General features: G+C 40.1%; 13 protein-coding genes and 4 tRNA genes. 16 read left to right on the top strand and 1 reads right to left on the bottom strand.

What is annotated here, in order from left to right:
* Positions 1-152: 152 nt before the first annotated feature.
* From ACQKL5_RS17705 to rlmN, 15 genes are all read left to right on the top strand, one after another.
* On the top strand, positions 153-1,445 hold the full coding sequence (locus tag ACQKL5_RS17705; RefSeq protein ID WP_427610210.1) for an adenylosuccinate synthase: 1,293 nt from the start codon (positions 153-155) through the stop codon (positions 1,443-1,445).
* Between the two features lie 227 nt (positions 1,446-1,672).
* Positions 1,673-1,745 (top strand) — tRNA-Lys (locus tag ACQKL5_RS17700).
* 10 nt (positions 1,746-1,755) lie between these two features.
* Positions 1,756-1,827, top strand: a tRNA-Glu gene (locus tag ACQKL5_RS17695).
* 25 nt (positions 1,828-1,852) lie between these two features.
* Positions 1,853-1,928, top strand: a tRNA-Asp gene (locus ACQKL5_RS17690).
* 44 nt (positions 1,929-1,972) lie between these two features.
* A tRNA-Phe gene (locus ACQKL5_RS17685) sits at positions 1,973-2,045 on the top strand.
* Positions 2,046-2,468: 423 nt separating this feature from the next.
* Positions 2,469-3,890 carry a peptidoglycan DD-metalloendopeptidase family protein gene (locus ACQKL5_RS17680; RefSeq protein WP_427610209.1) on the top strand — a complete coding sequence of 474 codons (1,422 nt, stop codon included), beginning with the start codon at positions 2,469-2,471 and terminating at the stop codon, positions 3,888-3,890.
* 282 nt (positions 3,891-4,172) lie between these two features.
* Positions 4,173-4,880, top strand: coding sequence for a response regulator YycF (gene yycF / locus ACQKL5_RS17675; protein WP_427610208.1), 708 nt, complete (start codon positions 4,173-4,175; stop codon positions 4,878-4,880).
* Positions 4,881-4,884: 4 nt separating this feature from the next.
* Positions 4,885-6,717: a cell wall metabolism sensor histidine kinase WalK gene (walK, locus tag ACQKL5_RS17670; protein WP_427610207.1), complete on the top strand. Its 1,833-nt coding sequence runs from the start codon at positions 4,885-4,887 to the stop codon at positions 6,715-6,717.
* Positions 6,714-8,036 carry a YycH family regulatory protein gene (locus ACQKL5_RS17665; protein ID WP_427610206.1) on the top strand — a complete coding sequence of 441 codons (1,323 nt, stop codon included), beginning with the start codon at positions 6,714-6,716 and terminating at the stop codon, positions 8,034-8,036. The genes walK and ACQKL5_RS17665 overlap by 4 nt, the downstream gene beginning before the upstream one ends.
* Complete coding sequence (locus ACQKL5_RS17660; protein WP_427610205.1) at positions 8,023-8,823, top strand: two-component system regulatory protein YycI; 801 nt, start codon at positions 8,023-8,025, stop codon at positions 8,821-8,823. Before ACQKL5_RS17665 ends, ACQKL5_RS17660 begins: the two co-directional genes overlap by 14 nt.
* Positions 8,824-8,829: 6 nt before the next feature.
* Complete coding sequence (locus ACQKL5_RS17655) at positions 8,830-9,624, top strand: MBL fold metallo-hydrolase (protein ID WP_427610204.1); 795 nt, start codon at positions 8,830-8,832, stop codon at positions 9,622-9,624.
* Positions 9,625-9,853: 229 nt separating this feature from the next.
* On the top strand, positions 9,854-11,074 hold the full coding sequence (locus ACQKL5_RS17650; RefSeq protein WP_427610203.1) for a S1C family serine protease: 1,221 nt from the start codon (positions 9,854-9,856) through the stop codon (positions 11,072-11,074).
* A gap of 161 nt (positions 11,075-11,235) precedes the next feature.
* Complete coding sequence (locus tag ACQKL5_RS17645; RefSeq protein WP_427610202.1) at positions 11,236-11,397, top strand: CxxH/CxxC protein; 162 nt, start codon at positions 11,236-11,238, stop codon at positions 11,395-11,397.
* Between the two features lie 325 nt (positions 11,398-11,722).
* Positions 11,723-12,202: a 23S rRNA (pseudouridine(1915)-N(3))-methyltransferase RlmH gene (gene rlmH, locus ACQKL5_RS17640; protein ID WP_427610201.1), complete on the top strand. Its 480-nt coding sequence runs from the start codon at positions 11,723-11,725 to the stop codon at positions 12,200-12,202.
* A gap of 78 nt (positions 12,203-12,280) precedes the next feature.
* Positions 12,281-13,348, top strand: coding sequence for a 23S rRNA (adenine(2503)-C(2))-methyltransferase RlmN (rlmN, locus tag ACQKL5_RS17635; protein WP_427610200.1), 1,068 nt, complete (start codon positions 12,281-12,283; stop codon positions 13,346-13,348).
* 142 nt (positions 13,349-13,490) lie between these two features.
* Here rlmN and ACQKL5_RS17630 read toward each other — a convergent pair whose 3' ends face one another.
* A complete protein-coding gene (locus ACQKL5_RS17630) occupies positions 13,491-13,823 on the bottom strand; it encodes a heme oxygenase (protein ID WP_427610199.1) in 333 nt (110 codons plus the stop codon).
* A 319-nt stretch (positions 13,824-14,142) separates the two neighbouring features.
* Between ACQKL5_RS17630 and ACQKL5_RS17625 the strand changes: the two genes are divergently transcribed.
* Positions 14,143-15,591, top strand: coding sequence for a DEAD/DEAH box helicase (locus tag ACQKL5_RS17625; RefSeq protein WP_427610198.1), 1,449 nt, complete (start codon positions 14,143-14,145; stop codon positions 15,589-15,591).
* Positions 15,592-15,652 lie beyond the last annotated feature (61 nt).

Here is a 15,652-nt window from a genome sequence, read left to right as displayed (position 1 = left end):
GAATGATTTTTTACGAACAAATTTATTAATATAATGTATAATGTTCGGATTTTATATTGACTTCCCTTCGTATTTACTGATAAAATAGGGTTGATTGATAAGAACCGGTTAAAAATCGGTATTACGTGAACCTTTGGAGGTGCTTTTTTCAGATGTCATCAGTTGTAGTAGTCGGTACACAATGGGGAGACGAAGGTAAAGGTAAAATAACAGATTTTCTATCCCAGAATGCAGAGGCCATCGCTCGGTATCAAGGTGGTAATAATGCAGGACATACGATTAAATTTAACGGGGTAACATATAAACTGCATTTAATTCCTTCTGGAATTTTTTATAGTGATAAGATTTGTGTCATTGGGAACGGAATGGTAGTCGATCCTAAAGCACTTGTAGAAGAGCTTGCTTATTTACATAGTCATGGAGTCAGTACGGATAATCTTCGTATCTCCAACCGTGCTCACGTCATTCTTCCATATCACATCAAGTTGGATGAAGTGGAAGAAGATCGTAAGGGTGCTAATAAAATTGGAACGACGAAAAAAGGCATTGGTCCTGCTTATATGGACAAAGCTGCTCGTAATGGAATCCGGATGGCTGATTTACTGGACCGTGAAATCTTCGAAGAAAAATTGAATCAAAACCTTGTTGAAAAAAACCGCATGTTTGAGCGTTTTTACGAAACGGAAGGTTTTAAAATCGAAGATATTCTGGAAGAATACTATGAGTATGGACAACAAGTGCAGAAATATGTATGCGATACATCCGTTGTCTTAAATGATGCGCTTGACGATGGGAAACGCGTTTTATTTGAAGGAGCTCAAGGGGTCATGCTTGATATTGATCAAGGAACATATCCTTTTGTTACTTCATCGAATCCAGTCGCGGGCGGCGTAACGATTGGTTCGGGTGTTGGACCAACGAAGATTAACCATGTTGTCGGTGTATGTAAAGCCTATACAAGCCGTGTGGGAGATGGCCCTTTCCCAACAGAACTTCAAGATGAAGTTGGTAACCAAATCCGTGAAGTGGGCCGTGAGTACGGTACAACAACCGGCAGACCGCGCCGTGTTGGCTGGTTTGATGCGATTGTCGTTCGTCATGCCCGTCGTGTAAGTGGAATCACTGATTTATCTCTAAATTCCATTGACGTGTTATCAGGCCTTGATACGGTTAAAATTTGTGTAGCTTATGATTATAAAGGTGAAATCATTCATGAAGTTCCAGCTACATTGAAAGCGATAGGTGAATGTAAGCCAGTTTATGAGGAGCTACCAGGCTGGTCGGAAGATATTACAGGATGTAAATCATTGGATGAATTACCTGCTAACGCTCGTCATTATGTAGAGCGCGTATCTCAACTTGTAGGCATACCTTTGACTACTTTCTCTGTCGGTCCTGACCGTAATCAAACAAACATCGTAAGAAGCCCTTGGCGTTTAGCGTAAATGTAAGGAAAGAAGCTGACTTAGTGCAGCTTCTTTTTCACTTTACTAATAAAAAGTGACAAAAGATATCATGTTAAAGCTAGCGAATATAAAAAAAATAATACTTATTTTAATTTATTTTAAAATACTATTGCACAAACTATAAAAACTATGATAATATAAAAAGCGTCGTCACAGTAGAACAAAGAAACGACAAGGCAAGACATACGGAGAACATTCATTAGTACGAGCCATTAGCTCAGTTGGTAGAGCATCTGACTTTTAATCAGAGGGTCGAAGGTTCGAATCCTTCATGGCTCATCATTATTTCGGCCCATTGGTCAAGCGGTTAAGACACCGCCCTTTCACGGCGGTAACACGGGTTCGAATCCCGTATGGGTCACTTTTCATCATATTATCTATTTGCTGGTCCCGTGGTGTAGCGGTTAACATGCCTGCCTGTCACGCAGGAGATCGCGGGTTCGATTCCCGTCGGGACCGCCATTTTTATTTTTTACATGATCTTTTCATAACGAAATAGACTATTTGGCTCAGTAGCTCAGTCGGTAGAGCAAAGGACTGAAAATCCTTGTGTCGGCGGTTCGATTCCGTCCTGAGCCATCCTTTTGTAAAGTGCCCTTGAAGGCACTTTTTTTGTTGTCTTAAAAGGTAAAATGTCATCTTCCCATAAAAACCGCTGGTACATCTGTTAAGTGTTTGTTATCAGTTTGTAACATATCATATCCACCAAGAATGCCCACTATACTCCATTCCCCAACCAGGACCGCCTTTTCCCGTGCTAGCCAAGTTACTCTCGTTGTTTTTCAAACAAATTGTGTTTGGTACTTGTTGTCATTATTTATACATTTATATTACAAAACAAAGTCTATTTCTTGATTTTTTTTTCATTATGGTAAAGTTATGAGTGGAAAAATAGTTGTAGAAATTAATCATATCCAAGTGAATTTTGAAAACAGGTTAATCTAACTCATAATTTTTGATTAGTTTCTTAAATGGCTCATGAGCCATTAAGGGGGACAATAGATGTTTAGCTCAAAAATCAAAGGTAGCTTTCTATTGGTCATTTCCGTAATCTTGCTGCTTGCCGGAAATCGGGCAACGGCTGCTGAGATTGTAAATATCACTTCCATCCAGCATGTGTATATGGATGAAGAATTTATCGGAAGTGTAACGGATGAAAAGGAAATAGAAAAAGTGGTAAGCGAAAAAGTAAGCAAGGCAGAGTCTGATTACCCTGAGTATACATTTGATGAGGAAGCGCAGATTACACTTGTGCAAGAGAATGTATTTAATGCAGAAATAGATGAAAAAAAGACCATGGAAGAACTTGAGGATCAATTTACGGTAAGGGCTACCGCTTATGAAATCAACATCGGTAACCAAGTAGTTTCTTATGTTCCTTCCAAGAAGGACGCAAAGGAAGTTTTAAGGAAGATTACTTTATTATATATGGATGAAGAAGAATTGGCTGAATATGAATCCAACCAGGAAGCAGGTGTGTTAGAGCAGCCAGGGTCTTTAAAAGAGAAAGAGAGCAAAATTCTTTCAATCGAGTACACGATGCCGATCACCTGGAAGAAAACCACTGTGAAACCGGATAAGCTCATGACGGTGAACGAGGTCATTTCCTTAATAAAAAAAGGCAAGAAAGAAGAAGTGACCTATGAGGCAACGGAGGAAGATGATCTGGAAATGGTTGCTGATCGTTATGATATGAAACTGGAGCAACTGATAAAGCTCAATCCAGGGCTAGAAGAGGATTATAGGATTGGTGAAGGGCAAAAGGTTCAAGTGACGGAGACAGTGCCCTACGTGGATGTACTAGTCGAAAGGGAAGTATTGAAACAAACCAAAATCCCGTTTGAGAGAGAAGTGATAAAGGATAAGAATTTGCTGAAAGGCGAGTCATTCCTAGAACAAGAAGGGCGCGAAGGCGTCCAGGCATCCACCTATAAGGTTGCCGAAACAAACGGTAAAAAAACCAGTGAAACCATCGTGAAAAAGGAAATGACTCAACACAAACAAAAAGAGATCATCAGAAAAGGCACAAAGGTCATTCCTTCGGAAGGGAGTGGGACTTTTGCGTGGCCCGCTGATGGAGGATATATTTCAAGTAAGCAAGGACAACGTTGGGGCAAGCTTCATAAGGGAATAGATATTGCTAGGCCTACCTCTAGGACCATTAAGGCAGCGGATCACGGCATCGTTGAATTTGCCGGTAGCTCTGGCGGCTATGGCAATAAGGTGACCATCAATCATAAAAACGGGTACAAAACCAATTATGCCCACTTGGAATCGATAGGAATTGAAGCAGGACAAAAGATTGAAAAAGGAATGAAAATCGGTAGTATGGGATCAACAGGTAATTCAACTGGCATTCACCTTCATTTTGAAGTCTATAAAAATGGGGTTCTTGCAAATCCATTGGATTATATAAGCCAGTAGGTCGTTAGAAGTCCTCGAAAATTATTTCGGGGACTTCTTCTATTTTATATAGAGATGAGAATAATAGGTAAAAGGTGATTTAATGCCTGTAAAATGATAAAGTAGAAGAGGCACAATGTGCCGTTTTTAGGTGTTTTGGCCGTTTTATAGGGAATATATTATAAGAATCTAATTTACTAGTTCGATAGGTCAGTTATAACAACAGGATTATACGAATAAACGTCCCGGACAAGGACATGTTTTTTATAGATAAAAGTTATGTTTTAAAAAGGAGATAGGTAGATGGATAAGAAAATTTTGGTAGTGGACGATGAGAAGCCGATTGCAGATATATTACAATTCAATTTAAAAAAGGAAGGGTACGATGTCTCCTGTGCTTATGATGGCAACGAAGCACTTAAGATGGTAGAGGAGCTTCAGCCTGATTTGATATTACTTGATATCATGCTTCCACAGCGTGATGGGATGGAAGTTTGTAGAGAAGTAAGAAAGAAGTATGAAACGCCCATCATCATGTTAACAGCAAAGGATTCGGAAATAGATAAGGTATTAGGATTAGAGCTTGGTGCGGACGATTATGTGACGAAGCCATTTAGTACCCGGGAAATAATTGCTCGCGTAAAAGCAAACCTAAGACGTCAGCAAGCCGCGCCAGTCCCGGATCAAGAAAATGAACCGAAGGAAATTACAATAGGCAATCTTACAATACATCCTGATGCGTATGTCGTTTCAAAGCGAGGAGAAACGATCGAGTTAACGCATCGTGAGTTCGAGTTACTTCATTATTTAGCCAAACATATCGGCCAGGTCATGACAAGGGAGCACTTATTGCAGACCGTGTGGGGATATGACTATTTTGGGGATGTCCGGACTGTCGACGTAACTGTAAGACGTCTTAGAGAAAAGATTGAGGATAATCCAAGCCACCCGGGCTGGATTGTAACAAGACGAGGGGTCGGTTATTACCTGCGTAACCCTGAACAGGAGTAAACTTATGAAAAAGGTTGGCTTTTTTCGTTCAATTCATTTTAAATTCGTCCTGATTTATGTGTTGCTTATTTTCGTGGCCATGCAAATAATCGGGGTTTATTTTGTTGGGGAATTGGAAAAAAATCTTGTTGGGAATTTTACAAAGTCAATAAAGGGCCACGTTAACCTGCTTACCTATAGCATTGGGGAAGAAATGGAAAAGGTGAGGGGGGAGGAAGACCCCACCATCGAAGAAGCAATTAACACGGTTTTGAAAGATCGCGATAACTCGACGAATGATATTTCGGAAGTGCGCGTCATCGACACACGCAGCAGGCGGGTGCTCGGGACCTCGGATCCAAGTAACCAAGAAATTGTAGGGAAGAAAACGACACTTCCCATCATCAAGAAGACGTTGACATATGGTGGTGAAGAACACGAGATATACAGAGACAAGAATACGGGCAGGCGGGTGTGGGTCCTATCAACACCTATTGAAGCAAACGAGACCGTTATAGGAGCGGTCTACGTCATTGCGGAGATGGAGAACGTTTTCGAACAAATGGATGAAATCAACTCCATCTTCATGACAGGCACGGCCATTGCTCTAGCCATTACTGCTATTTTGGGGATTCTTCTTGCGCGGACCATCACAAGGCCGATGTCGGATATGAGAAAACAGGCGTTGGTGATGGCCAAGGGGAATTTCTCCCGGAAAGTAAAGGTATATGGCGATGACGAAATAGGCCAACTAGCCGTTACCTTTAATAACCTGACCAAAAAGCTCCAAGAGTCGCAATCGAGTACGGAAGGGGAGAGGCGGAAACTTTCATCAGTTCTCGCCAACATGACGGATGGTGTTATTTCGACGGACAGACGTGGCCGGGTGAATTTGATTAATGAACCTGCCGCCCAGCTTTTAAGTGTCTCACGCGAAGCGGTCATGAACCAACCTATCATCGAATTGTTGGGACTTGAGGAAGAATACAAGTTTGAAGATTTGCTGGAAGAAAGAGAATCTATCATCCTTGATTACAGTAAAAAGGGTCAGCCATTCATTTTAAGAGGGAACTTTTCCGTTATCCAAAAGGAAACAGGATTCGTTAATGGATTGATTACCGTGTTGCATGATATCACGGAGCAGGAAAAAATAGAGGAAGAACGTAGGGAGTTCGTCGCTAATGTATCACATGAGCTTCGTACTCCACTCACGACGATGAGAAGCTATCTCGAAGCTTTGGCTGAAGGTGCCTGGAAGGATGAAGAGATTGCCCCTTCCTTTTTGAGTGTCACACAAAATGAGACAGAGCGGATGATCAGGCTTGTAAATGACCTGTTACAGCTTTCAAAGATGGACAGTAAAGATTACAGGCTTAAAACCGGATGGGTAAATTTGAATAAGTTTTATGGTCATATTATTGACCGTTTTGAAATGACGAAAAATGATGATATTACCTTTAAACGGGATATCCCAGAGGATGCGTATTTTGTCGATATCGATGAAGATAAAATTACACAGGTTCTTTATAATATCATTTCAAATTCCTTGAAGTACTCTCCTGAAGGAGGTCAAGTGACATTCCGTATCAGGCCTAAAGGAAACTTTATTGTGATCAGCGTAACGGATCAAGGGGTCGGTATCCCTAAAAAAGTGATCGATAAGATTTTTGATCGGTTTTACCGAGTGGATAAAGCCCGGGCAAGGAACCTTGGGGGGACAGGCCTTGGTTTGGCGATTGCTAAAGAAATGGTCGTAGCCCATGGCGGGAAGATTTGGGCGGAAAGTGTGGATGGAAAAGGAACTACGGTGTTCTTTACACTTCCTTACGAACAGGAAGAAGAGGATGATTGGGCATGAATTTTGAACGTGCGAAAAGTATCATACTGACTATTTTAGTTGGAACAAGCGTTTTCTTGACATGGAATATTTGGACGTATGAGCCAGAATATGAAAAAATCGATGAATCTGATTTAATCAAGATCAAAAGTGATGAACAAATTGTCAGTGATGTCATTAAACCTGTAAGCGTCCTTTTTCATCGCAATGGCCAGCACTTCCAGACCGTGGACCCCGAGAAGATTGAAAGGATGGAAAAAGAGTTTTCCCAATGGGCCTATAGTGATATTAAGCAGGTCTCTTTGAAGATGATTCAAAAAGAATTTGAAGACTTCGTCCATGAAGATAGATCTATCGAAATCAATTTTTCTGATGATGTGCCGATGTCCTTATATAAATCGGTACTCGATATTAAGGACGAAGACATGTCGAATTTTTCCTTTGATCGAATCGTGATTAAACAAAAGGATATTGGTGGGGATGAATCTGCCGTTTATTTTATTTCCTATAAAAAGAAACAGATTTATCAAGGGAAGGTCCCTACCACTAACCTTAGAAATTTCAGCGAGAAATTCTATAATAAAAATTATCCCACTTATACCGCTCTTACTATCGACGGTACAAAGAAGATATTTGTTCCAGAGAATCCGGTGGAAATCAACCGATACCAATATTATATTGATGATTTGGATATAGAGAATTTGAAAGATGCCTTATTCAATAACCCCAAATATGTACGTCAAGAGCCGGTAACCCGGGGAGAAGAATATTCAGATGGTACGAGACTGTTGTCCGTTAATAAAGAAGATTATGTTCTTTCTTATATAAATCCGGCACAAAAGAGCAAAGTGTTTGCAACTTCGAGTGAGCTATTGGAAAAAAGCATTGATTTTATCAATGACCATGCCGGATGGGAAGGTAGTAACTACCGTTTTGATTACCTGTCGGAAAATGAGCAACGGGTGATATTCCGTTTATTTATAGATGGTTATCCAGCTTTCAATGAATATGGAATGACTGAAATCGAGCAGATTTGGGGGAAAGAAGATATTTATAGCTATCAACGCCCCTTCTTCTCATTGGCCTCTGTACTGCCATCGGAAGACCCTGTAGTGACCTTACCAACAGGCAATGAAGTGATGGAACAACTGAAGGGGAACAAGAACATCGATTTGGGAAGTGTACAAGACATTTCAATAGGTTATAAGTTAAACAAATCGTTGGACTCTAAACTCGTTACTCTCGTTACACTAGAACCGACCTGGTATTATCGGTCCGGTGAAAAATGGTTGATAGTGCCTTTTGAAGATGCAGGAGGCGATAACGATGGATTGGAATAACACAAAATCCATATTCATTATGGTGTTTTTCGTTTTGAATATATTTTTACTGTATCAGTTGCTTGAGAAAATCAACGATAACCAATATGACGAATTCATCACGGAGTCTTCCTATGAAGAAGTTTTAAAAGAAGACGATATTGCAATCAAGAATCCGCTGGCAAAACAAAAGGTGAAAGATCAATTTTTAATTGCCAAAAGCAAGAACTTCGACAAGAAAGAACTAAAGGATCTGAAAAACCAAAAGGTAAATATCATAGAAGGGAATAAACTTGTCGGTTCATTTAAAACTCCCATCAGTTTAGGGAAAGAATTTAAGTCTGCCGATATTGATCTATTTCTGAAGGATAATATAATGTACGGAAGTGAATATGGCTATTGGGGCTATGATAAGAAAGGACAATCCATTACCTGCTATCAAGTTAATGACAATAAGATGTTTTTTAACAATAGTAAGGGGAAGGTCACTTTATACTTGAATAAAGATGACGAGGTAACTTCATATGAGCAGACGTATTTAGTGGGAATAAAGAAGTTCAATAAACCGAAAGAGCTTTATTCTGACTTGGATGCTGTTTATGCCTTATATAGCCATGGAAATATAGTTTCTAAAGATGAAGTGACGGACGTCAAGCTGGGATTTTATAATTCGCTGCAAACCACATCATCTTCCCACCTTCTTGTACCAACCTGGTGGGTGGTGGTGAATGATGAAACGGATTTATTCGTCAATGCGTTTGATGGTGAAGTCATTGAGTTAAATACAGAAGAAAAAATACTGGAGTGAGTATAAATGACAATGCATTTTAGTGTACTTGCAAGTGGGAGTACGGGAAATGCCCTGTTCGTGGAAACGGAGGACCAATCTTTCCTAGTGGATGCTGGATTGAGCGGGAAAGCTTTGGAAGGATTATTCCAGAATATCGGACGAGATATGTCCAAGCTTTCTGGAATTCTGGTTACGCATGAACATAGCGACCATATTAAAGGTCTTGGCGTGGTCGCTAGAAAACATAAACTCCCCATATATGCGAATACAAAAACATGGCAAGCAATGGAACGGTCTATCGGTGAAATTTCTCCTGAACAGAAATTCGCCTTTGAAATGGAGCAAGTCAAGACCTTCGGAAGCCTTGATATAGAATCCTTTGGTGTATCGCATGATGCCGTCGAACCGATGTTTTATGTGTTTCACCAAGGAGGAAAGAAGCTTGTTGTCATTACCGATACAGGATATGTTAGCGATCGTATGAAAGGCATCATCTCAAATGCCGATGCCTATGTATTCGAGAGTAACCATGATGTGTCGATGCTTCGGATGGGAAGATATCCATGGAGCATCAAGCGCAGAATCTTAAGTGATGTTGGACATGTATGTAATGAAGACGCGGCGCTGGCCATGAGTGAAGTGGCAGGAGATCAGACGAAACGAATTTACTTGGCCCATTTAAGTATGGATAATAATATGAAGGACCTTGCCAGGATGTCGGTGGAGCAGACGTTAAAAACAAAAGGGATAATCGTTGGTGAACAATTTTCGCTATATGATACCGATCCAAAAAAACCGACTGAGCTTGTCTCATTATAATCAGTAAAGGAATGAATGGGGGAACCTGCTTCATTCCTTTTTTTTATAGGTTAGTTAGTAATTGGATTAAAAAGGGTATCGATTGGTTAGTACTGATAGGTAAGGTAAAAAAAGAATGTTTGACATACATTTTTTTAGATATTTCCTGTTAATTGAGTATAATTAATGGTGGATATCAAACAATATTAATTGCTATAATTCATTCCTAAAAAGAGAGGATGGAGCTATCTTGGGTTATTATGAGGAGAATGAAGAGAACCAAAATAAACAGAAAAAAGGAAGCCGTACAGGTTATTTTCTATCAGGCTTAGGAGGCGCCATCATTGGGGCCCTGCTGATTTTACTAGCATTTCCAGGGGTCGGGTTGTTAAATGACGAAAACGACCAAAATCAAACGGATACGCCAACAGCTAATGATGAGGGAAAACCAATCCAACAGAAAGTTTCTGTAGATGTTAGCAGTGCTGTCACAGATGCGGTGGATAAGGCAAGTGATGCAGTGGTGGGTATCTCAAATATCCAACAAACATCCTTTTGGAGTGGGAAAGGAAACGAAAGCAGTTCAGCCGAGGCCGGCACAGGATCTGGAGTCGTGTATAAAAAGGAAGGTGGCAAAGCCTATATTGTCACGAACAATCACGTTATCGAGAATGCTAATGAATTAGAGGTCACTTTAAGCGATGGAACCAAGCTACCTGCTGAATTACAGGGAAGTGACCCATGGACGGATTTAGCTGTCGTGGTAGTGGAAGCGGATAAAGTTAAGACGGTGGCAGAGTTCGGTACAACTGAAAAATTAAAGCCGGGTGAACCAGTCATTGCCATTGGTAACCCATTAGGGCTTCAATTCTCAGGATCCGTTACACAAGGAATCATATCGGGTGTAGAGCGGACGATTGAAGTGGATATCGATGAGGACGGTCAAGTGGACTGGAACGCAGAAGTTATCCAAACGGATGCCGCGATAAACCCTGGAAATAGCGGAGGCGCACTCGTGAACATGTCCGGCCAGGTCATTGGTATAAATTCCATGAAGATTGCGGAAAATGCTGTAGAAGGTATTGGTCTTTCCATTCCGATTGATTCTGCCATACCGATTATCAGTGATATTGAGAAATACGGTGAAGTGAAACGTGCATACTTAGGTGTGAATTTGGCATCTGTTGAAGAAATTTCACAGTATCACCAACAAAACACTTTAAAGTTACCTAAAAAGGTTACGTCTGGTGTTGCTATCACTGGTGTTCAAAGTAATTCACCAGCTGGAAAAGCTGGCCTAAAGGAATTTGATGTTATTGTTGGTATGGATAATGAAGATATTCATGATATTGTAGAATTAAGGAAGTATCTTTATAATGAAAAGAAAATAGGGGACAAAGTAAAAATCACCTATTATCGAGATGGCAAAAAGGAAACGGCAGAAATTGAGCTATCTAGTGGCGATATTTAAAAGCAAAAAAGGCAGGGAAGCTTTGCTTTCCTGTTCTTTTTGCTTGCGATTTTTTTTATGTTTGATACCATTACCTGTGGATATTTTGAAAAAGATGAATGATACTAAACTAATTGTGGATAAGTGGTTTAACCAGTAAATGAAAAAGGGGGGATTAAAAAGTGAACGTATACTGTTGCCAGGAACACGTAGAGATGGCACTAGACGAAGTGGTGTATGAATGCGAAACCTACCCTGTATTAACGTTGGTTCCAGAAGAAAATAAGTTATCAACAACCTGTGAATATTGTCGAAACATGGCTATATATCTAGTAGCGAACTAATATTCCCATACAACATGTGGATAGAAAATGTGGATATGTGGATAAGTATTGTGGATAACATGTTTGTAACCTGTTCTTAACCTGTATTAAGAGGAAAACATAAAGTTAAAGCTCTTGAGGAACCCCGCTGCCATTTCTTTAGGAAGGCAGCGTTTTTTTATTATATAGCAGACAAATGAACTCATATATTATTTCGTACCAAGAATCTTATGCTGGAAAGTTGGTAAGGATTTGTTAGTTTTGCTTATGGGTCTCTCTAAGGTATGATAATAGGAGGCAATTCCAACATTTGAACTAAAAAACATGGAAAGTCAGAGGGTATAGTATGAAGATAACGATCGTTACTGTTGGCAAGCTTAAGGAAAAATACTTAAAGCAAGGAATTGCTGAATATACAAAACGGCTCGGTGCCTATGCTACTATAGATTTAATAGAAGTGCCTGATGAAAAGGCTCCTGAAAACTTGAGTGTCGCGGATATGGAAATCGTCAAGCAAAAAGAAGGTGAGAGGATCCTGGCCAAAATCAGTCAGGATACTTATGTCATTACGCTTGAAATCAATGGAAAACAGCTCACTTCCGAGCAGCTTGCGACACATATAGATCAACTTGCTACTTATGGAAAAAGTAAGCTTGCCTTTATTATCGGTGGGTCACTAGGGCTCAGTGCCGAAGTGATTTCAAGAAGTGATTATGCACTTTCCTTTTCTAAGATGACCTTTCCCCATCAGCTGATGAAGTTGGTCTTAGTGGAACAAATCTATCGGGCGTTTCGGATAAATAGAAATGAACCATATCATAAATAAATAGCTGTACCAGAGGATTGCGGGTAGAACTAGATAGGTAGTAGAATGTAATTTAATGTTATGAAAAGAGGGTAACGTATGAATAAGGAGTCCATTTATGGATTAACATTTGAACAATTGACAGCATGGCTTTTGGAGCATGGCCACAAAAAGTTTCGGGCAACACAAGTATGGGAATGGCTTTATAGGACGCGTGTTACAGATTTTTCTGAAATGACAGATGTCAATAAAGAGTGCATTCAATTACTGGAAGAAAACTTTGTCATCCAAACGTTGACTGAGCATGTTAAGCAGGAGTCAGCTGATGGGACAATCAAGTTTTTATTTAAATTACTGGATGGTAATCTTATTGAAACGGTCATGATGCGACATAAATATGGAATATCGGTTTGTGTCACGACACAAGTGGGCTGTAATATAGGCTGTAGTTTTTGCGCAAGCGGTTTATTAGCGAAAAGTCGTGACTTAACTGCAGGAGAAATAGTGGAACAGATCATGAATGTTCAACTTCATCTTGACCAATTGGGGAATGGGGATACCGTAAGTCATGTAGTCGTAATGGGTATAGGCGAGCCATTCGATAACTTTGACAACATGATCGACTTCTTGAGGGTCATTATGGACCATAAGGGGCTGGCGATTGCAGCAAGGCGGATTACCGTGTCCACGAGTGGGCTGGCTAATAAGATTTATGAATTCACGGATACCCAATTACAGGTTAACTTGGCCATTTCTTTACATGCTCCGAACAACGAACTTAGAACCAGGATCATGAAAATAAATCGCGGTATTCCAATCGAGAAATTAATGAAGTCGTTGGATTATTATTTGGAAAAAACAAATCGGAGAATAACGATTGAGTATATCTTATTGAGGGACGTCAATGATCATCGTGAAGAGGCTGAACAGCTAGCAGAGCTGCTAGATGATAAGAAACACCGCCTTTATGTTAACTTGATTCCATATAATCCTGTAGATGAACACAGTCAATATCAAAGAAGCGAGAAGGAGTCGGTGCTCGCATTTTATGACACGCTGAAAAAGAGAGGCGTGAATTGCAAAATCCGTCAGGAACATGGAACAGATATTGATGCGGCCTGTGGCCAATTAAGGAGTAAGCAAATCAAGAAAACGGAGGCCCGTTAATTAAAGTACGCCACGCCCAATGGGAAACACAGTATGTATCGCCTACATACTGTTTTTTTCTATAGAGAAAGGTGAATCCTCCATACTTGCCTGAACATGAAAATGAGGCTGTAGGTTTACAGCCTCATTTAAGTGAGGGTAATTACTTAGCGATTTCTTTTACAGACGCGATTTCATATGTGACAAGCTCGCTACCAATGATAGGCGATTCTTTTTTAGCTTCATCTGAAGAAGGTTCTGGACGTTTATGTGCCGCTTTAAATGCATCGCTGTTTCTCCATGCAGTAAAGTTGTCCATGTTTTCCCAGTACATATTTACGTTCAGTTCGTCATAGTCCGTTAAGTTTTGCGTTAATAATACTTCAACTTTAACAAAGCCTTCTGTCGTATCTAGTGGGCCTGGTGCTGTAAAACCTGGTGCCATTACTGCTCCCATTCCTTTTTTTACTTTGATTTTATTCGCTACGATTATCATAATTAAACTCTCCCTTTAATGGTTATTTAACTGATTCATTACATACATATTTTAGCATATCATTAAACCTTTAATCCATTTTGATTAATCAGTAGCATTGTCATCCTATAAAAAATGCTCTATGAAGGAACCATCATATTATTTGTCTTTCAAAAAGTAATATACCCGGATGGCATGAAGGAAAGTCTTTGAAGCGGGAAGTGGTTTAGGATATTACAAGGTTTATTGATGCATATCGCGTATAATAGAAGTTAGTATAAGGAAATAACCATTACGGAAACAATAAAGCAAGACACTAAACAATAAAAGAGGCTATTATATGACACAAATTAAGTTTATTGATTATAAATTAAGTGACGAGATTGTTAGGGCTTTGGATACCCTAGGTTATCAGCACCCAACGGAAGTTCAACGTGAAGTGATTCCCGTGGCAATGGAAAAAAGGGATTTAGTCGTAAAGTCACAAACAGGAAGCGGGAAAACCGCTGCATTCGGCATACCACTCTGTGATATGGTAGATTGGCAGGAAAATAAGCCACAGGCACTCATTTTGACACCGACGCGGGAATTGGCTGTACAGATTAAAGAAGATATTACGAACATTGGCCGTTTTAAACGAATTAAGGCAACAGCGGTGTATGGTAAATCTCCATTTGCTCAGCAACAAGCAGAACTGAAGCAAAAAAGCCATATGGTCGTCGGGACGCCTGGGCGTGTCCTTGATCATATTGAAAGGGGTACATTTGTTTTAGATCGCCTAACCCACTTAGTTATCGATGAAGCGGATGAAATGCTAAATATGGGATTCATAGAACAAGTGGAAGCCATTATTAAATTGCTGCCAAAGAGCCGCGTAACGATGCTGTTTTCTGCAACTTTACCGGAGAGCATAAAAAAACTGTGTCATAAATATATGAACGACCCGTTGGATATTGAAATAAAGGCAAAGGGCTTAACGACTGAGAAAATCGAACATGCTGTTATCGAAGTGAAGGAAGAGGACAAGTTTAATCTGCTTAGAGATGTTACGATTGTCGAAAATCCAGATAGCTGCATCATGTTCTGCCGAACAAAAGATAAAGTTGACGAAGTATGCGAAAAGTTAATGGAATTAGATTATCCGTGCGATATGATTCATGGCGGAATGCTTCAGGAGGATCGCCTGGCCGTGATGAACGAGTACAGAAGAGGGGAATTCCGCTATTTAGTGGCCACTGATGTAGCGGCAAGAGGAATTGATATTGATAATATCACCCATGTAATTAACTATGACCTTCCACTTGAAAAGGAAAGTTATGTTCATCGTACGGGTAGAACGGGACGTGCCGGCAAAAAAGGGAAGGCTATCACGTTTGTGACACCGTTCGAAGGCAAGTTCCTTACTGAAATTGAAAGCTACATCGGATTCACGATTCCTAACATGCCGATCCCGTCCAAAGAAACTGTCTCAGACATGAAAGCGGCCTTCGAAGCGAAGCTAAAGTCCCGTCCAACGATTAAAAAGGATAAAGGGGAACAGCTTAATAAACAAATTATGAAGCTGTATTTTAATGGTGGGAAGAAAAAGAAAATTAGAGCCGTCGATTTTGTCGGCACAATTGCGAAGATAGATGGAGTAAAGGCTGATGACATCGGGATTATCACCATTCAAGACAATGTATCTTATGTGGAGATTCTGAATGGAAAAGGTCCACTGGTCTTGAAAGTGATGAAGAATACAAAAGTCAAAGGTAAGGTTTTGAAGGTTTCGGAGGCAAATAAACGATAAATGACAGGAAGAACCGGAAAAGACTTAATATGTCTTTCCGGTTTTTTTGTAAGGCTAGTTT

The organism is Peribacillus sp. NPDC097675 (genome assembly GCF_050277655.1).
Classification (GTDB): domain Bacteria; phylum Bacillota; class Bacilli; order Bacillales; family DSM-1321; genus Peribacillus.
The sequence above is the reverse complement of the archived record's forward strand: the minus strand, read 5'-3'. Positions and strand labels throughout refer to the sequence as shown.